Raw genomic sequence first — 20963 nt, 5'->3', positions numbered from 1 at the left:
GCGATCGGAGGTGGAGTAAATGAACCTCACTCTCCCCGCGCTTGCGGGGAGAGGAAAGGCAACCGGATCAGGCCGTCACACCGACGCCGATCGGGCACGACACACCGGTGCCGCCCAATCCACAATAGCCCGCCGGGTTCTTGGCGAGATATTGCTGATGATAATCCTCGGCAAAATAGAATTCACCCGACGGCGCGATCTCGGTGGTGATGGCGCCGAGCCCCTTGGACGCCAGCGCCTTCTGATACATCGCCTTCGATGCGTCGGCGGCCTGGCGCTGCGCATCGCCAAACGTGTAGATCGCCGAACGATACTGGGTGCCGACATCATTGCCCTGCCGCATGCCCTGCGTCGGGTTGTGATTTTCCCAGAACGTCTTGAGGAGTTGCTCGTAGGAGATCTTCTTCGGATCGAACACGACCAGCACCACTTCGGTATGGCCGGTGCGGCCCGAGCAAACCTCTTCATAGGTGGGATTGGGCGTATGCCCGCCGGCATAGCCGACGGCGGTGGCATGGATGCCGTCCCCGAGTTCCCAGAACTTGCGCTCCGCGCCCCAGAAGCAGCCGAGGCCAAACACAGCCTGCTCGAGGCCGGCGGGATAGGGCGGCTGAAGCTTGCGGCCGTTGACGAAGTGCGCGGTCGCAGTCGGTATCGGGGCGGCACGGCCCGGCAGCGCTTCGGCTGCACTTGGCAACGCGGTGGTCTTGCGCATGAACAACATGGAATACCTCCAGGCGGGACATCGGCGGACGCGACGATGCGCGTCGGCCGGTTGGACTTCTATATATGTCTTTACGTCGGAAGCCGCAGCCCTGTTACGCCCCCAGGGCAGGAACGGGGCTCCGGTCAGTCCCGCGAATAGCCGATCAGCGGCTTGCGAGGCCGGAACAGGATCATGAGCAGAATGCCGACCACGCCCAGCACGGCGAACACCGGCTGATCCAACAAAACCTTGACGACGCTGTTCCAGAGCCAGGGCGAGATGCCCTCCAGCCAGGTCCGGAACGCGAGCTGGCTGGACTGATGGACGTCGTTCCAGAACTGGCCGAACCGGGTGAACCGCAGGGTCTGGTCGGCGACGAAACGGGCACCGTCATAGACCATGAAGATGAATCCGCCGGCCAGGAGCAGGAGGCCAATAAGCCGGAAAAAACCGCGGATCATGCGTCACCTTATATCTGTTGCCCCGAAAAAGGCCGTCAGCCAATACCGGGGGTACCCCGGAAATTCAACCTCATCAGCACCTTACGCACCCTTTACGCCCCCTTTTCCGGCCCCCCAAAGAGGGCGGAAAGCGTTGACGGTGCAGAATGCGCCCTCTATAAGACCCCCAATGGCGGCGGGCGCAATCCCGCCGCCGCTGTTCTTTGAGCAGCGCCGCCTTCGGAAGCATTTTGGCCTCCGTCCATGGCATCCTCAAGAACGGCTACGTCAGAACACCCTGGAAAACACAACCAGCGTCCACGCAATTTGAACGGCCGGCGCGCTCAAGGGCCGACCACCCGAGCGATGACAGCCGAAGGATAGTTGAGAACATGGCCAATACCACTTCCGCCAAGAAGGCGACCCGCAAGATTGCCCGCCGCACCATCGTCAACAAGTCGCGCCGCACCCAGATGCGTGGCGCTGTCCGCACCGTCGAGGAAGCGATCAAGAGCGGCGATCACAATGCAGCCCTGGAAGCGATGAAGCGCGCGGAACCGGAACTGATGCAGGCGGCGCAGCGCAACATCATTCACAAGAACAATGCGAGCCGGAAAGTGTCGCGCCTGACTCACGCGATCGCCAAGCTCGCGAAGTGAGCTGACAGAAATCGATATTAGTCAAAGCCCGGCTTCGCCGGGCTTTTCTTTTTTGGTGGTGCGCACGAAGGCAAAATCAATTTCGCCGCGCGCGTGCATTCTGTTGACTTTCGGGCACACACGGAAGGACACGCACGGGACCGACCGTGACAATTCGAATTGTCTCGTTGCTGGACACCGGCTTACGTGTCACATTTCTCGCACCCGTAATTTTACGAGGTGCAACTTATTGCAGCGGCGTTGTCGTGCGCAGTTGCGAAAGGTGCGACCACAATGATCGCTAATCTGGCGCGAGCTTCTTCCACCTGCATCTCTGCCGCGAAGGGTTACCCTTCAAAAGCAATTCCGAAAAACTTCGTCTCGCTAATCACTTATCCACATAGCGAGGACAAGCGTTTTGAAAACCGGTCGCGGTAACCACGATTGTAACGGTTTCTTAAAAAATTTTGCGAGTGCAGCGAAAACTGTCACGCGCGCTCGCGCCGCCGGATTCTCTGCGCTGATTCAAAAACTTGGTGTGGAGTTTCGCAATTGCAGCGTTGCAACACCGCCGCAGAGTCGGGCAGCCGTGTCGAATCACGGATTGTCAGAAATCGCGCTTGGTGTATTTGTAACTCGTTCGCGACGTTCAAGGCTCTCCTGACCAGCGCGGTATGAGACCCAAGAGCGGACGTGCAAATCGGCGGCGGTGTGCGCGTTAGCGACGCTTTCCAAGCGAAGCTGAGTTGGTAACTCATAGCAATATGAGAACGGCTGTTCTGTGTCTAAATTTCCCGGCGTGGCGCTCACGTTGCAAGCGCGCTCCGGACAAGGGGAATGAGATGCTTACCGACGATGCAACGATGGGGAACGCGGAGCTTGTGAACGTGTTGAAGACGACAGACTGAGGTACGCGGCGGCGCAGCAACGAACAAGCGGATGTTCGGTGGCGGCAGACTGGCTTTGAAAACACTGGTGATCTGATTGCTCGCCGCGCGTTCTCGCGGTGAGAGGGGGAGGTACTATGCTTTACGGAATCAACGCGACATTCGACACGCCCATTTCCATCGTGACCGCTTCAGAATCCCTGAATGCTGCAGAATCCCTGAACGACGTATTTAGCCGCCCCACGCGAGCTCCGGGTAGACCGTCGAGTACGCGCTGACCTCGCGGTAGCCTCTCACTCCCTCCAGCCCTTGATCTGAGCAAACGGCGATTCTGCCGTACGCCCGATCTGTGTCTGGAGGTGACTGAAGCGCCATGTCGAGGTCACGTCTGGCAGGAAACCTGCAGGGCAGCCGCCAGACGATTTCGCAAAATACTATTACTCATTCAGAAAAGTTCTCAGGCAATGACAAATATGGAACAGGATCGCTGGTCGCGCGTGAAGGGGCGGTTGCGGACGAGCGTCGGCGAGGATGTCTATACGAGCTGGTTTGCGCGCATGGATCTCGAAAGCGTGCAGGACGAAGCCGTACATCTGTCGGTGCCGACCCGGTTTCTCAAGAGCTGGATCCAGGCGCATTACGCCGACCGTGTCCTGACCTGCTGGCAGGCAGAGATGCCGGAAGTGCACCGGATCGACCTCACCGTGCGCACGGCGATGCGATCCGCCGCACCCGCCAAGGAAGCAACCGCGCCGGCCGATCAACGCCGCACCGAGCAGGTCAACGGCCGGCCCGCGCCTGAATTGCGCGCCACGGCGACGGCGCCGGTATCCGCCAGTCATGATGCGCTCGGCGGCTCGCCGCTCGATCCGCGGCTGACCTTTGCAAGTTTTGTGATCGGCCGCTCCAACACGCTGGCGCATGCCGCCGCGCGTCAGGTCGCCGAAGGACGTCGCGGCGATCCCGTGATGTTCAACCCGCTCTACATTCACGCCGGCGTCGGCCTCGGCAAAACCCATCTGCTGCAGGCGGTGACGTGGGCCGGCAATTCGGGCAGTGAGCGCAAGGTGCTCTATCTCACCGCCGAGAAATTCATGTACGGCTTCGTCGCCGCGCTGAAGACACAGACGGCGCTGGCCTTCAAGGAAGCGCTGCGCGGCATCGACGTGCTCGTGATCGACGACCTGCAGTTCCTGCAGGGCAAGTCGACCCAGGCCGAGTTCTGCCACACGCTGAACGCGCTGATCGATGCCGGCCGCCAGGTGGTGATCGCCGCCGACCGACCGCCGTCCGATCTGGAAAGCCTCGATGATCGCGTGCGCTCGCGGCTGGCCGGCGGGCTCGTTGTCGAAATGGGTTCGCTCGGCGAAGAACTCCGGCTCGGAATCCTCAAATCGCGCGTGGCTGCGGCCCGCGCGCATCACGCGAGCTTCGATGTGCCGGAAACGGTGCTGGATTATCTGGCGCGCACCATTACCCATAATGGCCGCGACCTCGAAGGCGCCATCAACCGCCTGCTCGCCCACTCCAAGCTCAACAACCAGCCGGTGACGCTGGAAATGGCCGAGCGCGAGGTGCGGGACCTGATCCGTCCGCAGGAACCGAAGCGGATCAAGATCGAAGACATCCAGCGGGTGGTCGCGCGGCAATACAATGTCAGCCGTTCGGACCTGCTGTCGTCCCGCCGGACCGCAAACGTCGTCCGCCCGCGCCAGGTCGCGATGTATCTGGCGAAGACGCTGACGCTGCGCTCACTGCCGGAGATCGGCCGCCGGTTCGGCGGACGCGACCACACCACCGTGCTGCACGCCGTGCGCAAGATCGAGGCACTGGTGGCCCGGGATACGGCGCTGTCCGAAGAGGTCGAGTCGCTGAAACGGCAATTGCAGGAATAGTGGCTGCAGGAACAGGACCTGGCTCCTCCCAAACCTCTCCCGCCCCGATTCCAGGGCGGGAGAATTTTTTTCTGCCCCATTTTCCTGCCGCAAAAGTGGGGAACGGGGGCCCGCCTCCCTTGCACCGGAGGGCCATCCGCGCCACCTTGCGGTCCCCCCGGGGGTTTGATCAAATCCGATCCTGATCCGGCTTTTCGGGTTTCCAATGCCGCGGCGCTGCCTTGACGGGCCGCCCGGCTTTTCCATCTCTGGCGGGTATTGCAATGAAGGTCACCGTCGAACGCGCGCAACTGCTGAAATCGCTGGGTCACGTCCATCGCGTGGTTGAGCGCCGAAATACCATCCCGATCCTCGGCAACGTGCTGGTCCGCGCCGAAAACGCCAGGCTGTCGCTGAAGGCGACCGACCTCGACCTCGAGGTGACCGAAACCCTGGCGGCGGAAACCGCGACCGGCGGCTCCACCACGGTGCCGGCCCATATGTTCTACGACATCGTCCGCAAACTGCCCGACGGCTCGCAGATCGTGCTGGAAGCCGACGGCGACCGCTCGGTGATGGCGATCCGCGCCGGCCGCTCGCGCTTCACGCTGCAGACACTGCCTGAAAGCGACTTCCCCGATCTCGCCGCCGGTGACATGACGCATTCGTTCTCGCTTGCGGCCTCCGACGTCAAGCGGCTGATCGATCGCACGCAGTTTGCGATCTCAACCGAAGAGACCCGCTATTACCTCAACGGCATCTATCTGCACACCGCCGGCAGCGCCAAGGCCGCAACCCTGCGCGGGGTGGCGACCGACGGGCATCGCCTGGCGCAAATCGATCTGGCGCTGCCCTCCGGTGCCACCGGCATGCCCGGCGTGATCGTGCCGCGCAAGACGGTGGGCGAGGTGCAGCGGCTGATCGAGGACAATGAAGCCGAAATCAAAATCGAGCTGTCGCAGGGCAAGATCCGCTTCACGCTCGGCAATGTGGTGCTGACCTCGAAACTGATCGACGGAACTTTCCCGGATTACGGCCGCGTCATACCGCAGAACAACGACAAGGAACTGATCGTCGACAAGAAGGATTTCGAGGCTGCGGTAGATCGCGTTTCGACCATTTCCAGCGAGCGCGGCCGTGCCGTGAAACTCGCATTGTCTTCGGGCAAGCTGGTGCTGTCGGTGACCAATCCGGATTCCGGCAGCGCCACCGAAGAGCTCGAAGTCGAATACGCCTCCGACGCGCTCGATATCGGCTTCAACTCGCGCTATCTGCTCGACATCGCCGCCCAGATCGAAGGCGAAGTCGCCGTGCTGCGCCTGGCCGATCCCGGCTCGCCGACGCTGGTGCAGGACAAGGACAACAAGGGCGCGCTGTACGTGCTGATGCCGATGCGGGTGTGAGCCTCACTGTCATTGCCGGGCTTGACCCGGCAATCCATCAAACAAAAATGACCTATTGGGTGTACATCCTCGCGAGCAAACCCGGCGGAACACTGTATGTCGGTGTAACGAACAATCTAGTGAGGCGCGTCTACCAGCACCGCGAAGGCTTGGCTGACGGATTTACCAAGCGATACGGCATCAAAACACTGGTATACTTCGAAGCACACGACGCAATTGCGACCGCGCTTCAACGAGAGAAGAACATCAAGCATTGGTCGCGCGAGTGGAAAATCGATCTAATCGTCGCGGGCAATCCCGATTGGAAGGATTTGTACGATGAGATTGTCCGCTAGCGCGGACGATGGATTGCCGGGTCAAGCCCGGCAATGACAACCTGATATGACCCCCTCTCGCATCCACCGTCTTTCGCTCACGCACTTCCGCAACTACCGCGCGGGAAGCGTGCAGACGCGCGGCGACGTGGTGGTGCTGGTGGGGCCGAACGGCGCCGGCAAGACCAATTGCCTGGAGGCAATCTCGTTTCTCTCGCCCGGACGCGGCCTGCGGCGCGCGACGCTGGAGGATGTCGCCGACAATCAGGGCAACGGCTCCTGGGCGGTGTCCGCCGAAGTCGAGGGGGCGCTCGGACTTGCCACGCTCGGCACCGGCATCGATGCGCCGGCTGCGGAAGGCGCCTCCACGAGCCGGCGCTGCCGGATCGACCGCGAGCCCGTAAGTTCGGCGACCGCGTTCGGCGATCATCTGCGGATGGTCTGGCTGACGCCGACGATGGACGGGCTGTTTCTCGGCGCGGCTTCGGAACGGCGGCGCTTCTTCGACCGGCTGGTGCTGGCGATCGACAGCGAACATTCCAGCCGCGTGTCTGCGCTGGAACGTTCGCTACGCTCGCGCAACCGCCTGCTCGAAGTGCGCAACTATGACGACCATTGGTGTGACGCGATCGAGCGCGAAACCGCCGAGCTTGCGGTTGCGGTTGCCGCCACGCGCGGCCAGACTGTGACGCGGCTGGCGGCGATGCTGCGCGAACGTGGGCAAGCCTCCGCCTTTCCGTCGGCCCAGATCATGCTCGACGGCTGGATGGAAAACGCACTGGTCAACGAATCAGCCACCGCTGTGGAGGATCGTTACCGCGAGACCCTGCGCGCCAGCCGCGCCCGCGACGCCGCCGCCGGCCGCACGCTGGATGGCCCTCACCTCACCGACCTGCAGGTGGTCTATGCGCCGAAAAACATGCCGGCGCGCGACGCCTCCACCGGCGAGCAGAAGGCGCTCTTGATCGGGCTGGTGCTGGCCCATGCCACCCTCGTCGCCGAGATGACCGGCATCGTCCCGCTGTTGCTGCTCGACGAAGTCGTCGCCCATCTCGACCCCAGCAGGCGCAAGGCGCTGTTCGATGAGCTCGCAAAGCTCGGCGCGCAGGTCTGGATGACCGGCGCCGATCCAGCCGCCTTCGTCGATATCGGCCCGGGCGGCGAGATTTTCGACGTGGAGGCCGGCCAGGTAAGCCGCCGCACCTGAGGCCTGCGAACCCGCCCCGCTTGAACCAAATCCTGTACTGGCCCGACTAGACGTTCGATTCCAAGAAACCCGCACTGGAACTGATTGAGTGTTGGCGGATTCCTCGGTTGCGGCTGGCGCGACGAGGAACAGTATCATGGCAGGATGGCGGCAAGCGATCGAATTGGCGATGACCGACGATGAGGTTGAGACGTTGGCGGCTCTTTCGCGGTCAAGAACCGAGCCAGCGAGCCGGGTCTCGCGGGCACAGATGCTGCTGGCCTACCGGGATAATCCGTCGTTCTGTGCCGTGGGGCGCAGACTTGGGGTCCATCACCAGACCGTCGAGCGCTGTGTCGAGCGGGCGCTGGCCCATGGCCCGCTGGGGGCCCTCGACGATCGGCCGCGGCCTGGCAGGGAGCCCACGATCACGCCGGAGGCCAAAGCTTGGCTGGCGTCGCTGGCGTGCGACAAGGCCAAAGACCACGGCCATCCGCATGAATTGTGGACGACGCGATTGCTGGCACGCCATGCGCGCGTGCATGGACCAGCGGCAGGGCACAGGTGTCTGGCCAATTTGGTCCAGGGCACGGTGTGCAAGATCCTCGGCAAAGAGGAAATCAAGCCGCACAAGGTGCACTACTATCTGGAGAACCGCGACAGCGAATTCGAACAGAAGATGGCCGAGGTCCTGTGTGTCTATCGTGAAGTCGAGGTTCTGAAAAAAACCTCTACCGGATCGAAGAGGCGAGGCAAGCCGGTGGCAATCGTCTCCTGCGACGAAAAGCCAGGAATCCAGGCTATCGCAACGACGGCGCCGGATTTGCCGCCCGTGCCTGGGGCTCACGCCACCTTTGCGCGGGATCACGAGTACAAACGTCATGGCACGCTCAGTCTGTTGGCCGGGATCGATCTGCTGACCGGCAAGGTCCATGCTCTCGTGAGAGACCGCCATCGCAGCCGGGAGTTCGTTGAATTCCTCAAGTTACTCGATGCCGCTTATCCGAGAGGCACTGCAATCAAGCTGATCCTCGACAATCATTCCGCGCACATATCGAGAGAAACCACAGCGTGGCTTAACGCCCGCCCCGTCGGACGCTTTGAACTCACCTTCACTCCCAAGCACGGCTCCTGGCTCAACCTGATCGAGGGCTTCTTCTCCAAGTTTGCCCGCTCGACGTTGCGCCACATCCGGGTGACCTCAAAACACGAGCTGAAGGAGCGCATCATGGCCGGCATCGACGACGTCAACCGCCATCCGGTCATCCATACTTGGTCCTACAAACTTGCCGAGGCCGCCTGATTATGATTCGAACCAAGGAAACGCTCGACTAGTTTTCGGAAGCGGCGTTACGACGCCGGAGCCTGCGTGGCCGCGCGGGCGAAAATGGCGCGCCAATCGATACCGGAGACGAAGAATGTCGAGAACCAAGCGCGGGATCGTCCCGGCCCGAAAACACCTGCTGCCGCTGATCTTCCTGATCGGCGTCAGCCTACCGCTTGCAGCCCGAGCCGACAGCGGCACCGTCGACGTCCGCACCCTGCCGCGGCTGGAAGGCGCCGTGGAAGATACCGCTCGTACCCAATCCTACAGCCTGAGCTATGGCGTTGGCAGCGTTGTCGCGATCACGACGCAAGCCACCAAAAAGCTGCTCGTCGCCGACGGCTGGGTGCAATTTTTGCGGCCGCTGGACGAGAAGAGCACCACCCTGACTTTCAAGAAGGCCCAGCAAGGGCTCAGCATCCACTTCACCCAGGGGCTCGGCCGTCCCGACCAATCGGTGGTGTCCTACAATTCCGACCGGATCACCTCGAACGTGCCGTTCCCACCTCAGGCGACCGGCATCGTGTTTGACCAGCACCGGCCCTATCTCGGCTGCATCGCGCCTGCCGCCTTCGACGCGACGCTGGATTTCTTCCGCAAGGAGATGGCGGCGATCGGCTGGAAACAACTCACCGCCGCTGACGTGGCCGCGCGATGGCCGAACGCGGAGTTCAACGAGACGGTGGAGAACGGCGTCCGTATCTACTACACGCACGCCGACGGCGACGGGTTCTACCGGCAGCGGCCGGTCATGCTGACACTGCAGCGCCGCAGCGACGGCCAGACCGGCGTGGAAATCCGGGTCGCGTCTTTCGCACTACCCGAGACGCTGGAAGCCGACTCTGAAATGGCCGGCCTGCCCAGGCCGAAGCCGACCAAGGCGGCGAAAAGTTTGGGCGGCTCGGATTCCGTCCGCCGCCAGGTCGAGGTCGCGGTCATCGCCGAACTGCCCGCAACGCTTGCCTTCTATCGCCGCGAACTCGCCAGCCGCAACTGGACCGAAGAGACGAAGGGCGCGGTGGTCACGCCTGATAACGTCACGCTGAATTTCGTCTCCGCCGAGCAGACTGCAACGCTGACGCTCGCGCGCAAATACGATCTGACCGTCGTCGGTCTCGTCACGCAGATGACGGAAGCGGCGCTGGCAGCGCGCGCCAGGGCAAAGAAGGAAGCGGACGCGAGATTCATGAATGACGCGGCCGCTCTGGCCAAGCAGGTGATTGCCGCCGACGCGGCGCGACGCGTTGCCCAAGCCGCCAATCTCTCGGATGCGCCGCTCCGCGCACTTGCCGGTAATGCGACCCCGCTACCATTGCCGGAGAACGCGGAAGACGTGAAATTCGACGGCGCCGACGGCAACCTCGAATTCAATTCCGCTTCCAGCGTGAAGGCGGTCTCGGCCTTTTACCGTAGCTCGCTGCAGTCGCAGGGCTGGAAGGAGAGGCCCTCGGTCATCAACCAGCCCAACATGGCCGTGATGAAATTTTCAAAGGCCCGCAAGACGCTGTCGCTCACCGCCATGCAGATGGGCCCCAAGGTCCGCGTCAGCGCCGATGGATCGGGGCTGGTGGTGGCGAGCGCCGCATCGGAAAGCCGAAAGGCATCGAGCGGATCGTCCAGCAAGACGGTCGACACGCTTGAGCTCGATCCGGATTCGGCGCTGCCGGTGCCGAAGCAACGCTCCATGACCTCGATCGGCACCGGAAAAATGCCCGGCAGCGATGCACCGTTCCGCAAGGAGCTGGAAGCCAGCATCCCCGCCGAGCTCAACACCGTGCTCGCCTTCTACCGCAGCGAACTCGGCAAGCGCGGCTGGCAGGAGACCGAAGGCGCCGTCGTCAAGCCCGACCAGGCGCACCTGGCATTCACCTCTTCCGACGGACCGGCGACGCTGAAGCTCGGCCGCAGGAACGGCGAAACCACCGTCAATCTCGCACAGAAGTATCCCACCGCAGCCGCCAAAGCCGACGTCGTGCCGAAGCCGGGTCATTCGAAGCTGATGTTCGGCAATATCGGCAAGAGCGACGCCACGATTTCGATCAACAAGCAGACGATCAAGGTCGCGGCAGGCGCCGGCGGTCCGCAATCGGCCAGACCGCCGATGATCGATCTGCCGCCGGGCAAATACCAGTATGCGTTGAAAATCGCAGGCGGGCCGACGCGCAGCAACCAGATCGAGATTGGCGCCGGCGACACCTGGGGCGTGATGATCGGCCCGGGCGGCGACGTGCTGCCGTTGCAGATGTACTGAGCGCGACCTATCGCGGCCTGCTTGCAGACGCCGCGCAGGACCAGCATCACCGCAATGCCCCGCAGACCTCCAGCAGGTCCGCGGCGACCTGCCATTTTTCCGTGCAATGGCCCGCAGAAATCAGGCGATCGAGGGCGCAAAATCGACCCTCGAATCGCGCTTTTCGAGAGCCTCAGAATCGACCCTTGAAGACCTTGAAAAAGGGTAAAAAACCACCATTTATTCAAAGACTTGTAGATGGAGAGATTGCGCTAGGCGCAATGCCTCTTTCATGGCACAAATAGAGCAATCAGCGCCTCATATTGTGCAGCTGATTCGGGACACCCTCGAAGGCCTCACATGACAGAACCTGCCCGGCAGACCCCTGCCGATACTGAGCATCCAATTCCGGTCGAGTATGGCGCGGAATCGATCCGGGTGCTGAAGGGCCTCGATGCCGTGCGCAAGCGGCCGGGCATGTATATCGGCGATACCGATGACGGTTCCGGCCTGCACCACATGGTCTACGAGGTCGTCGACAACGCCATCGACGAAGCGCTCGCGGGCCACGCCACGCGCGTCGATGTCGTTCTCAATGCGGACAATTCCGTTACCGTGCGCGATGACGGCCGCGGCATTCCCGTCGACATCCACAAGGGTGAAGGCATCTCCGCAGCCGAGGTCATCATGACCCAGCTCCATGCCGGCGGTAAGTTCGACCAGAACTCCTACAAGGTTTCCGGCGGCCTGCACGGCGTCGGCGTCTCCGTCGTCAACGCGCTGTCGAGCTCGCTGAAGTTGCGGGTCTGGCGCGACGACAAGGAACATTTCGTCGAGTTCGCCCATGGCGACTCGGTGGCGCCGCTCAAGGTAGTCGGCGAAGCGCAAGGCAAGCGCGGCACCGAAGTCACCTTCCTTGCCTCGACCGAGACCTTCAAGAACATCGAGTATGATTTCGCGACCCTGGAACACAGGCTGCGCGAACTCGCCTTCCTCAACTCCGGCGTTCACATCATCCTCTCCGACATGCGTCACGCGGTCGAGAAGCGCGAGGAGATGCAATATGCCGGCGGCGTCGAGGAGTTCGTCAAATACCTCGACCGCAACAAGAAGGCGATCGTGCCGATCCCGATCATGGTGCGGTCGGAAGCCAATGGCATCGGCGTCGAGGCGGCGCTGTGGTGGAACGACAGCTACCACGAGAACGTGCTGTGCTTCACCAACAACATCCCGCAGCGCGACGGCGGCACCCATCTCGCCGGCTTCCGCGGCGCGCTGACGCGCCAGGTCAACGGCTATGCCGAGGCGAACGCGAAGAAGGAGAAGATCGCGCTCACCGGCGACGATTGCCGCGAGGGCCTCACCGCTGTGCTGTCGGTGAAGGTGCCGGACCCGAAGTTTTCGTCGCAGACCAAGGACAAGCTGGTGTCCTCGGAAGTGCGCCCGGTGGTCGAGAACGTCCTCAACGAGGCGTTGGCGGCGTGGTTCGAGGAGCATCCGACCGAAGCGAAAGTCATCGTCGGCAAGGTGATCCAGGCCGCCGCCGCGCGCGAGGCCGCCCGCAAGGCGCGCGAGCTGACCCGCAAGAGCCCGCTCAGCGTCTCCTCGCTGCCCGGCAAGCTCGCCGACTGCCAGGAAAAGGATCCGGCCAAGTCGGAACTGTTCATCGTCGAGGGTGACTCGGCCGGCGGCAGCGCCAAGCAGGGCCGCAACCGCGAATTCCAGGCGGTGCTGCCGCTGCGCGGCAAGATCCTCAATGTCGAGCGCGTCCGCACGGACAAGATGTTGTCTTCCGAGCAGATCGGCACGCTGATCACCGCGCTCGGCACCGGCATCAGCGACGACTTCTCGGCCGACAAGCTGCGCTATCACAAGATCATCGTGATGACGGACGCGGACGTCGACGGCGCCCATATCCGCACGCTGCTGCTAACCTTCTTCTACCGGCAGATGCGCGAACTGATCGATCGCGGCCACCTCTATATCGCGCAGCCGCCGCTCTACAAGGTAACGCGCGGCAAGTCCGAGCAGTACCTGAAGGACGAGCGCGCGCTGGAAGATTATCTGATCTCGACGGGGCTTGACGACTGCGTCTTCAAACCGGCATCGGGTTCGGAGCGCGCGGGCCGCGACCTGCTGTCGCTGGTCGAGGACGCGCGCGTCATCCGCGGCATCCTGAACAATCTGCACAGCCGCTATAACCGGAAGGTGGTCGAGCAAGCCGCGATTGCGGGCGTCCTCAACCCGAGGATCACCGCCGATATCGCCACCGCCAATGCCGCGGCCGAATACATCGCCAAGCGTATGGACAAGCTGGCTGACGAAGTCGAGCGCGGCTGGGTCGGCCGTTTCGCCGAGGGCGAAGGGTTCTTCTTCGAGCGCACCATCCGCGGCGTCAAGGATGTCGCCATCATCGACGACGCCCTGCTCGGCTCGGCGGATGCGCGCAAGCTCGACGACTATGCCGCGAAACTGCAGGAAGCCTATCCGAATCCCGGCCTGCTGCGCCGCAAGGATACCGAAACCACCATTCACGGGCCAGTCAGCCTGTTCGAGGCGGTGACCGACGCCGGCCGCAAGGGCGTGGCGCTGCAGCGCTACAAAGGCCTCGGCGAGATGAATCCCGATCAGCTCTGGGAAACCACGCTCGACACCAACGAGCGTTCGCTGCTGCAGGTGAAGGTCAAGGAGGTCGACGAGGCCGACGACATCTTCACCAAGCTGATGGGTGACGTGGTCGAACCGCGCCGCGAATTCATCCAGGATAACTCGCTCAGCGCCAATGTCGACGTGTGAGGCAGCGGGCGCCTGTCCCGCTTAGCCCGCCACTGCCAGCAGCAGGCTCGCCAGCTCATTTGGATGCGTAATGTACGGCAGGTGCGAGCTCGCGATTTGGCGTGATCGCCATCCCGCCGTCTCGTTCGCCGCCCGCGCGTAGCGATCGAATCCCGGATGCGGCCACTGCGTGCGAATATAGGTGCGAGGCAATTTTTCGGCGGCAGCATTCCTGCGCTTCACCGGCTCCTTGAAGTGGCCGAATGGCGTCGGGCGAAGCCTCGGCAGTATCCAATCGAGATCGGCGTCATCGGTCACTAGCCACGTCTCGGCGACAAGCTTCTTCCATGGCGGGGCAGCGAAACGCGGCAGGAGCCAGCCGTCGCCCTCTTTCTGCACCAATGCTTCCAGAGCCGGCCGGCGGTCGGGCGCGATCACGTCCAGCATGCTCTGGCCGTCGTCAGGCACGAACGCATCGAGAAACACCAGATGTGCGATCCGTTCGGGCATGTGATCGGCAACGCCTGTCATCACCATGCCGCCCGAACTGTTGCCGACGAGGATGACGTTGCGCAGGTCCTCGCATTCGATGACATTGGCGATGTCGCGGATATGGGCTTCGAGCCCGATTTCCGGCTTGGCCAGATGCGCACGTTCGCCAAGCCCGGTCAGCGTCGGAGCGAACACCTCGTGCCCTTGCGCACGCAGCAGCGGCGTCAGCTTTTTCCAGCACCAGCCGCCGAACCAGGCTGGATGGATCAGGACATAGATCATCTTGCGGCCCTCCTGCGACTGCGCATTCGAATCGCCTGAGGTCGCGACCGCGGCGATTGCCGCGCCACCGATCGCGGCCAAGGCGTCCCGGCGCGAAAAGCCTGCATAGCTGCGCTGGCCCATGGCTCTCTCCACAAGTTGCCGCCGCACAGCGGGTTTGGAGCGAGAAAGGACAGCATCGTTTGCCGAACGCCCGACGGCGACAAGTCCAAAATCTGGACTGGTTCGGGCTACCCGAACGTGTTTGAATCCTCGCCATGAAAAGCGGCTACGGCGAGTTCTGCCCGATAGCAAAGGCGTCCGAAATTTTCGCGACACGTCGGACGCCGCTCGTTCTCCGCGAGTTGATGTTGGGCGCGCACAATTTCAACGACATTCACCGCGGCGTGCCGTTGATGTCGCGGACGCTCCTGGCCGAGCGCCTGCGGCATCTGGAACAAGACGGAATCATCACAAAAAGAACTCAGCCTGACGGCTCAACCCATGAATACTGGCTGACGCCGTCAGGCGAAGCATTTCACGATGTGTTGCGCGACCTGTCGCGCTGGGGCCTGGCGCATGCCCGCGATCGCCTCGCCGCAAGCGATCTCAATCCTGGCTTGCTGATGTGGCGAATGCGCAAGCGCGTCGACATCAGCGCGTTGCCGGAGCATCGCGTGGTGATCCGCTTCGAATTCTCCGGCGTTCCCAGAAGCCGAACGGCATTGCGCGTGATTTGGCTTGTTCTCGAACGGACGGGCGCTGACATCTGCTTTAAGGATCCGGGATACGCCGCCGACCTGACCGTTCGCGGCGATGTTGCCATCCTTGTCCGGCTTTATCTCGGGTACGTGCATTGGCATGAGGTCGCTGGAAAAACATTGTCGATCGAGGGCGATCGACAGATGGCGCGACAGCTACCACTCTGGCTTCAGCTTCACAGACAACTCGGCCGGGACTACCTGCCTTTTGGACGTCCTGCGGCTTGACGGCCGTCGCGAGAGGATGCGGATGGTCGGCATTCGCCTGCGGCTGCTGCGCGCTCGGGCGAATTCTGGTAAGTCGGGGATCTTCGTTGGACTACCCCCCGCAGCGTCAATGAACGCATTACTTGTGCAGGTGTTATCTGCTATAGCGCCTGCACCAATCGTTGATTTTGCTGCAGAATTTTTCGTAATGGGAGCCTGGAAATCATGTCGGGGACAGCGCCCGTGCCGCCCATCCAGTACATCGTCGAAGGCGGCCACCGGCTTTCGGGCACGATCGAGCCGTCCGGCAACAAGAATTCGGCACTGCCGATCATCGCGGCCGCCCTGCTCACCGAGCACCCGGTGACGCTGGATAACGTGCCGCGCATTCGCGACACCGAAACGCTGGTCGAATTGATCCGCTCGGTTGGTGCATCCGCGGAATGGAAGGCGCGCAATACGCTGGTGATCCAAGCCAAGGAAGTTCGCGCCGCCGACCTCGATCCCGAACTGTGTGCGCGCATCCGCGCCTCGATCCTGCTGGCGGGGCCGCTATTGGCGCGCTGCGGCGAGGTGGCGCTGCCGCCGCCGGGCGGCGACGTCATCGGCCGCCGCCGCCTCGATACGCATTTCCTCGCCTTCGAGCAGTTGGGCGCCACCGTCACCGCCACGCACCGGCTGGAGTTCCGCGCTGTCAGGCTGAAGGGCGCCGACGTCTTCCTCGACGAGCCCAGCGTCACCGCGACAGAGAACGCGCTGGTCGCAGCGGTCGCCGCCCATGGCACGACCTATCTGCGCAACGCGGCCTCCGAGCCGCATGTGCAAGATCTCGCGCATTTCCTGGTCGCGCTCGGCGCGAAGATCGAGGGCATCGGCACCAACACCATCATCGTGCACGGTCCGGCGACGCTCGGCGGCGCCAGCTATTCGATCCAGCCCGACCATATCGAGGTCGGCTCGCTGATCGGGCTCGCCGCCGTAACCCGCTCGCCGCTGCGCATTGCGAAGGCCGGCGTCGAGCATCTGCGTTCGATCCGGATGGGCTTTGAGCGGCTCGGCATTGTCTGCGGCGTCGAGGGCGACGATCTCGTCGTGCCGTCCGGGCAGACCATGAAGATCCACGACGATTTCGGCGGGCATGTGCCGAAGCTGGAGGATCAGCCCTGGCCGGCCTTCCCGGCCGACCTGATGTCGATTGCGATCGTCACCGCCACGCAATGCGACGGCGTGATCCTGATGTTCGAGAAGATGTTCGAGTCGCGGATGTTCTTCGTCGACAAATTGATCTCGATGGGCGCCCGTATCGTGCTGTGCGATCCGCATCGCGCGATCGTCGCCGGCCCGAGCCGGCTGCGCGGCGCGCTGATGACGTCGCCCGATATCCGCGCCGGCATGGCCATGCTGCTCGCGGCCGTCGCGGCTGAAGGCACGTCGACCATCAACAACGCCGATCAGATCGAGCGCGGCTATGAGCGCATCGAGGAACGGCTCAACGCGCTGGGCGCGAGAATCACCCGAGTGCCGGCACGCGACGGCCATTAGGTCGCGGCCGCCGGCGTCACCTTTTCGACCTTCGCCGGTACTATTCTGTTGCAATGACCTCGCTCGACAAAATCGAACGCGCCTCTGTCGCGCCGCCTGCCTCAGCGGCCGTGCCCGACCGCCATCTCGCGATTGAGCTCGCCGAGACGCTGAAGCTCGCGGTGCCGCTCGCGCTGACACAGCTCGGGCAGATCGCGATGATGACGACCGATCTGGCGTTCATTGGCCGCCTCGGCAGCGAAACCGTAGCTGCGGCAGCCCTCGCCCATACGGTGTTCTTCGTCACCTTCACTTTCGGCATGGGCCTGGTATCGGCCGTAGCGCCCTTGGCAGCGCAGGCTTTTGGCGCACGCGATCCGCGCATGGTGCGGCGTGCGCTGCGCGTCGGCCTGTGGGCGGCGCTGTTGATCGCACTGCCACTGATGGTGCTGCCATTCCGCGGCGAGGCGATCCTGATCGCGCTCGGCCAAGCGCCGATGGCAGCCAAACTCGCGCAGCAATATCTGTTCGGCCTTGCCTGGGGCATCCTGCCGGCGCTGTGGTTTATTGCGATCCGCGGCTTCATGAGCGCGGTGAACCGGCCCGAGCCGGTGCTCTGGATCACGCTGGCCGCGATCCCGGCGAACGCGTTGCTGGTCTATCTGCTGCTCTACGGGAAATGGGGCCTGCCCGAACTCGGGCTGTTCGGCGCGGGCCTCGCGACCAGCATGGTCAATCTCGGCACGTTTCTGGCCGGGCTGTGGTTCACCGCGCTGCGCCGGCCGTTCCGGAAATATCACGTACTCGGCAACATCTGGCGCATCGACTGGCCGTTGATGGCGAAGCTCGCGATCGTCGGCGCGCCGATCTCGATGGCGTTTCTGCTGGAATACGGGCTGTTCGGCGCTGCCGGCCTGCTGATGGGCCTGATCAGCACCACGGCACTCGCCGCGCACCAGATTGCACTGCAGATCGCAGCCATCCTTTTTATGGTGCCGTTCGGAATCAGCATGGCGGCAACCGTTCGGGTCGGCCATGCGGTCGGCCGCCGCGACCGCGACGCCGTCAGCCGCGCAGGCTATGTGGCCATACTTCTCGGCGCTGCGTTCATGGCCACGATGACATTCGCCGTGATCCTTGCACGGTTCCAGATCGCCCAGCTATTCCTCGGCGAAGCCGTCGACGCGACCGCGACGTTGACGGCAACGCTGCTCCTGATCGGCTCCACCTTCTTTGTCGCTGATGGTATCCAAACCATCGCCGCCGGCGCGCTGCGCGGAATGAATGACACGCGCGTGCCACTCCTGTTCGCCATCTTCAGCTACTGGCTGATCGGCTTTACTTCCGCCTGTGCACTCGGGTTCTGGACATTGCTTGGCGCGAGCGGCGTCTGGGTCGGATTGTCGATCGGTACCTTCGTCTTCGCCGTTCTGCTCGTCTTGCGATTCCGGCTACTGGCGAGCAGGCTGCCCTCACCATGACCGTCCGCGAAGTGGCACCTGCCGTCGATGCCGATGCGCTGCTGGCCGGCGCGCAGTTCGCCGACGCGTTCCAGATTGAAATCGACGATCACAATCTCGATGCCCGCCGCGCGGCCGAATTGATGATGGCGCGGCAGCCGCGATGGGCCGAGGCGCTGCTGTCGCTGCGCAATTTCCTGGTCGCACCGCTCGGGCTGAAAACGTCGGGCGCCACTCCAAGCGCGCCGCGGGACATGATCGGAATCTTTCCGGTCGTGAGCGAAACACCCGAGCGCCTGATCGCCGGCTTCAACGACCGCCATCTCGACTTCCGCGTCGTTGTGGACGTGACGGCGCCCGGCGGCCCAAGGCGGGTCACCGCGACGACGCTGGTCAGGACGCACAATTGGCTCGGCCGGACTTATCTCGCGATCATCATGCCGTTCCATCGGCTGATCGTGCCGGCCCTGCTGCGCCAGGTTGCGGCCTGACGGCCGGCATAGCCTTTTCCGAAACGATAGACGTGTCGCGATATCAGTGATTTGCTCGGATCGTCCATGCGAGCCGCGGTACATTCAATGACATTGTCAGTCGACCTCTTCTTTTCCTTCCGCAGTCCCTACAGCTATCTCGCGCTGCCAAAAACCATGCAGATGGCCGCCGATTACGACGTGACGGTCAACCTGCGTCCGGTCTATCCGATCGCCGTGCGTATTCCCGGCTTCTTCAAGCGTGCCAATCCGCAGTTTGCGCGCTATGTGGTGCTCGACAGCAGCCGCGTCACCCAGCACGAGAACATCCCGTTCCGCTTTCCACGGCCGGACCCGATCGTGCAGGACATGACCACTCTCGATGTCGCCGAGCACCAGCCCTACATCCATCGCCTCACCCGGCTCGGGGCTGCCGCGCAAGCCGAGGGCCGCTCGCTGCCGTTCGCGCGCGCGATCAGCCGCGTGCTGTGGGATGGCAGCGTCGCCGGCTGGAACGAAGGCGATCATCTGACCAGGGCTGCGGCGGAAGCCGGCTTCGATCTCGCCGCGATGGATGCGGAGATCGCGGCCGATCCCGACCGTCATGAACAGATCATCGCCGGCAACGAGCAGGCCCACGCCGCATCGGGCCATTGGGGCGTGCCCACTTTCGTGTTCGAAAACGAGCCGTTCTTCGGCCAGGACCGTATCGATCTGCTGATCTGGCGCATGGAAGGCAAGGGCCTGAAGCGCCGATAGCGCATGAACGCGATACGCCAATCCTCGGCCTCCTCGGCATCTATCTCGACTAGACCTTTGCACCAGACGCCGTCTCGCACCACTCGGCATGACAGCGGTCGAGATCTCTGAGGTTCTGCCGCATCTGCTCCAACGAGAATCCCAGTGCGAAGAAGCGTTCCGCCACGTCGACCGGCACGCCGCGGGTCAGGCCGTCGCTGCGTAGCACGGCGACTTCGGCAGCATAGGCCTGCAGCGCCGCATCGACGGGCTGGATGTCCACCGCGCCACTGCCGCTTCGCAAGGACGCAGCCGCCGCGCGCATATAGTCGACGATCGCCTTGCTGACGCCGGCCAGCGGGCCCGCCAGCCTCGCCTGCACGTTGGCCGGCAGCGGAACAACACTGGCGCGGCCGATCATCACGACATCGTGGCGCAGGCGCTGGATGGTGCGCAGCAAGGGGCCGGTGTCCGGTCCCGACGACAGGTGCGCCCCGCGCTCGCGCTCGGCTTCCAGTCCGATCGCATGGAGGCTCGTCATCGCGGTGCCGATGCCATCCTGGATGCGATGCAGGGCGTCGTTATCGAGCCCGCGTGTCAGCCCCGCGAGCAGTTCGGCGAATGCGGCAGCCAGCAGCTCCAAGAGCTGCGCCGCATTGATGCGGATCTGACTGATCGCCCGCGACGGCAACACCAGGAATGAGACCACGAGCCCGGTGAGTGCGCCGACGGCGACCTCGAACAGCCGGTCAATGGTGGAATCCAGCGGATTGGCGTGGTTCATCGCCGGCACCAGCAACACGATCACGGCCGTTACCGTGGCGGCGCTCAGGCTGGGATTGATGGCCCCGATGAACGCCATCGGCGCGACCGTGAGCACCAGTAGCGCCAGCAATCCACCCTCGCCGGAATGCGGGATCAGCATTGCAATGGCGCCGCCATAGGCCGCGCCGCCGATCGTGCCAAGCATGTAATCGCGGGTTGCCTTCAGCGACCGGCCGACACTCATCTGGGTGACGATCAGCGAGGTCAGCACCGCCCATAGCGGCAGCATCAGATGCAACGCCCTGGCGGTCGCATAGGCCGCAACCGCGGCAACCGCGAGCCTGACCGCCAGCGACAGTTGTGTCTTCCGCGCTCCGATCGCTTCAAGCATGCGTTTTGCGAAGGCCATCATGCGCTGCATCCCGGAATCTGCACGCCATGCCTGTGCTAGACGACATCAGGGATAGCGATGCCCGCGACAGGGAGGCGGCTTGAAAGGTCAAGTCGGCCC

General features: G+C 63.3%; 17 protein-coding genes. 13 read left to right on the top strand and 4 right to left on the bottom strand.

Annotated elements, in window-relative coordinates:
* Positions 1–67 precede the first annotated feature (67 nt).
* A complete protein-coding gene (msrA, locus tag LMTR21_RS01105; protein WP_065750415.1) occupies positions 68–724 on the bottom strand; it encodes a peptide-methionine (S)-S-oxide reductase MsrA in 657 nt (218 codons plus the stop codon).
* 125 nt (positions 725–849) lie between these two features.
* Complete coding sequence (locus tag LMTR21_RS01100) at positions 850–1167, bottom strand: hypothetical protein (RefSeq protein ID WP_065750414.1); 318 nt, start codon at positions 1165–1167, stop codon at positions 850–852.
* A 371-nt stretch (positions 1168–1538) separates the two neighbouring features.
* Between LMTR21_RS01100 and rpsT the strand changes: the two genes are divergently transcribed.
* The 8 genes from rpsT (at position 1539) to gyrB (ending at position 13798) form a co-directional block, all read left to right on the top strand.
* Positions 1539–1805: a 30S ribosomal protein S20 gene (gene rpsT / locus LMTR21_RS01095; RefSeq protein ID WP_065750413.1), complete on the top strand. Its 267-nt coding sequence runs from the start codon at positions 1539–1541 to the stop codon at positions 1803–1805.
* Positions 1806–3135: 1330 nt separating this feature from the next.
* Positions 3136–4566 (top strand): chromosomal replication initiator protein DnaA, encoded by a 1431-nt coding sequence (gene dnaA / locus LMTR21_RS01090; RefSeq protein ID WP_065750412.1) that lies wholly within the window; start codon positions 3136–3138, stop codon positions 4564–4566.
* A 263-nt stretch (positions 4567–4829) separates the two neighbouring features.
* Positions 4830–5948, top strand: a complete 1119-nt coding sequence (gene dnaN, locus LMTR21_RS01085) for a DNA polymerase III subunit beta (RefSeq protein ID WP_065750411.1) — start codon at positions 4830–4832, stop codon at positions 5946–5948.
* Positions 5949–5995: 47 nt separating this feature from the next.
* Positions 5996–6283, top strand: coding sequence for a GIY-YIG nuclease family protein (locus LMTR21_RS01080; RefSeq protein ID WP_065750410.1), 288 nt, complete (start codon positions 5996–5998; stop codon positions 6281–6283).
* Positions 6284–6329: 46 nt separating this feature from the next.
* Positions 6330–7469 (top strand): DNA replication/repair protein RecF, encoded by a 1140-nt coding sequence (gene recF, locus LMTR21_RS01075; RefSeq protein ID WP_065750409.1) that lies wholly within the window; start codon positions 6330–6332, stop codon positions 7467–7469.
* Positions 7470–7605: 136 nt separating this feature from the next.
* Positions 7606–8751 carry an IS630 family transposase gene (locus LMTR21_RS01070; RefSeq protein ID WP_065750743.1) on the top strand — a complete coding sequence of 382 codons (1146 nt, stop codon included), beginning with the start codon at positions 7606–7608 and terminating at the stop codon, positions 8749–8751.
* A 115-nt stretch (positions 8752–8866) separates the two neighbouring features.
* Positions 8867–11023, top strand: coding sequence for a hypothetical protein (locus tag LMTR21_RS01065; RefSeq protein WP_065756438.1), 2157 nt, complete (start codon positions 8867–8869; stop codon positions 11021–11023).
* 339 nt (positions 11024–11362) lie between these two features.
* The gene (gene gyrB, locus LMTR21_RS01060; RefSeq protein ID WP_065756437.1) at positions 11363–13798 is read left to right on the top strand and encodes a DNA topoisomerase (ATP-hydrolyzing) subunit B; all 2436 of its coding nucleotides are present in this window, start codon (positions 11363–11365) and stop codon (positions 13796–13798) included.
* 21 nt (positions 13799–13819) lie between these two features.
* Here the strand turns inward: gyrB and LMTR21_RS01055 are convergent, their stop codons facing one another.
* The gene (locus tag LMTR21_RS01055; RefSeq protein WP_084030999.1) at positions 13820–14674 is read right to left on the bottom strand and encodes an alpha/beta fold hydrolase; all 855 of its coding nucleotides are present in this window, start codon (positions 14672–14674) and stop codon (positions 13820–13822) included.
* A gap of 134 nt (positions 14675–14808) precedes the next feature.
* Between LMTR21_RS01055 and LMTR21_RS01050 the strand changes: the two genes are divergently transcribed.
* The 5 genes from LMTR21_RS01050 (at position 14809) to LMTR21_RS01030 (ending at position 19708) form a co-directional block, all read left to right on the top strand.
* Positions 14809–15519, top strand: a complete 711-nt coding sequence (locus LMTR21_RS01050) for a winged helix-turn-helix transcriptional regulator (RefSeq protein ID WP_065756436.1) — start codon at positions 14809–14811, stop codon at positions 15517–15519.
* Between the two features lie 222 nt (positions 15520–15741).
* Complete coding sequence (murA, locus tag LMTR21_RS01045) at positions 15742–17040, top strand: UDP-N-acetylglucosamine 1-carboxyvinyltransferase (protein WP_065756440.1); 1299 nt, start codon at positions 15742–15744, stop codon at positions 17038–17040.
* Positions 17041–17093: 53 nt separating this feature from the next.
* The gene (locus LMTR21_RS01040; protein WP_065756435.1) at positions 17094–18500 is read left to right on the top strand and encodes an MATE family efflux transporter; all 1407 of its coding nucleotides are present in this window, start codon (positions 17094–17096) and stop codon (positions 18498–18500) included.
* Positions 18497–18970 carry a DUF2867 domain-containing protein gene (locus LMTR21_RS01035; RefSeq protein WP_065756434.1) on the top strand — a complete coding sequence of 158 codons (474 nt, stop codon included), beginning with the start codon at positions 18497–18499 and terminating at the stop codon, positions 18968–18970. The genes LMTR21_RS01040 and LMTR21_RS01035 overlap by 4 nt, the downstream gene beginning before the upstream one ends.
* An 87-nt stretch (positions 18971–19057) precedes the next feature.
* Positions 19058–19708 (top strand): 2-hydroxychromene-2-carboxylate isomerase, encoded by a 651-nt coding sequence (locus LMTR21_RS01030; protein WP_065756433.1) that lies wholly within the window; start codon positions 19058–19060, stop codon positions 19706–19708.
* A 49-nt stretch (positions 19709–19757) separates the two neighbouring features.
* Here LMTR21_RS01030 and LMTR21_RS01025 read toward each other — a convergent pair whose 3' ends face one another.
* Positions 19758–20861 carry an FUSC family protein gene (locus LMTR21_RS01025; protein WP_065756439.1) on the bottom strand — a complete coding sequence of 368 codons (1104 nt, stop codon included), beginning with the start codon at positions 20859–20861 and terminating at the stop codon, positions 19758–19760.
* Between the last annotated feature and the right edge of the window lie 102 nt (positions 20862–20963).

Source organism: Bradyrhizobium paxllaeri (assembly GCF_001693515.2).
In the GTDB taxonomy this organism is placed as follows: domain Bacteria; phylum Pseudomonadota; class Alphaproteobacteria; order Rhizobiales; family Xanthobacteraceae; genus Bradyrhizobium; species Bradyrhizobium paxllaeri.
This window is presented reverse-complemented; position numbering and strand designations above follow the sequence as displayed.

Excerpts from the sequence above, each read along its gene's own strand:
- msrA (WP_065750415.1), bottom strand. The coding sequence starts at position 724 with ATGTTGTTCATGCGCAAGACCACCGCGTTGCCAAGTGCAGCCGAAGCG.
- LMTR21_RS01100 (WP_065750414.1), bottom strand. The coding sequence starts at position 1,167 with ATGATCCGCGGTTTTTTCCGGCTTATTGGCCTCCTGCTCCTGGCCGGC.
- rpsT (WP_065750413.1), top strand. The coding sequence starts at position 1,539 with ATGGCCAATACCACTTCCGCCAAGAAGGCGACCCGCAAGATTGCCCGC.
- dnaA (WP_065750412.1), top strand. The coding sequence starts at position 3,136 with ATGACAAATATGGAACAGGATCGCTGGTCGCGCGTGAAGGGGCGGTTG.
- dnaN (WP_065750411.1), top strand. The coding sequence starts at position 4,830 with ATGAAGGTCACCGTCGAACGCGCGCAACTGCTGAAATCGCTGGGTCAC.
- LMTR21_RS01080 (WP_065750410.1), top strand. The coding sequence starts at position 5,996 with ATGACCTATTGGGTGTACATCCTCGCGAGCAAACCCGGCGGAACACTG.
- recF (WP_065750409.1), top strand. The coding sequence starts at position 6,330 with ATGACCCCCTCTCGCATCCACCGTCTTTCGCTCACGCACTTCCGCAAC.
- LMTR21_RS01070 (WP_065750743.1), top strand. The coding sequence starts at position 7,606 with ATGGCAGGATGGCGGCAAGCGATCGAATTGGCGATGACCGACGATGAG.
- LMTR21_RS01065 (WP_065756438.1), top strand. The coding sequence starts at position 8,867 with ATGTCGAGAACCAAGCGCGGGATCGTCCCGGCCCGAAAACACCTGCTG.
- gyrB (WP_065756437.1), top strand. The coding sequence starts at position 11,363 with ATGACAGAACCTGCCCGGCAGACCCCTGCCGATACTGAGCATCCAATT.
- LMTR21_RS01055 (WP_084030999.1), bottom strand. The coding sequence starts at position 14,674 with ATGGGCCAGCGCAGCTATGCAGGCTTTTCGCGCCGGGACGCCTTGGCC.
- LMTR21_RS01050 (WP_065756436.1), top strand. The coding sequence starts at position 14,809 with ATGAAAAGCGGCTACGGCGAGTTCTGCCCGATAGCAAAGGCGTCCGAA.
- LMTR21_RS01040 (WP_065756435.1), top strand. The coding sequence starts at position 17,094 with ATGACCTCGCTCGACAAAATCGAACGCGCCTCTGTCGCGCCGCCTGCC.
- LMTR21_RS01035 (WP_065756434.1), top strand. The coding sequence starts at position 18,497 with ATGACCGTCCGCGAAGTGGCACCTGCCGTCGATGCCGATGCGCTGCTG.
- LMTR21_RS01030 (WP_065756433.1), top strand. The coding sequence starts at position 19,058 with ATGACATTGTCAGTCGACCTCTTCTTTTCCTTCCGCAGTCCCTACAGC.
- LMTR21_RS01025 (WP_065756439.1), bottom strand. The coding sequence starts at position 20,861 with ATGGCCTTCGCAAAACGCATGCTTGAAGCGATCGGAGCGCGGAAGACA.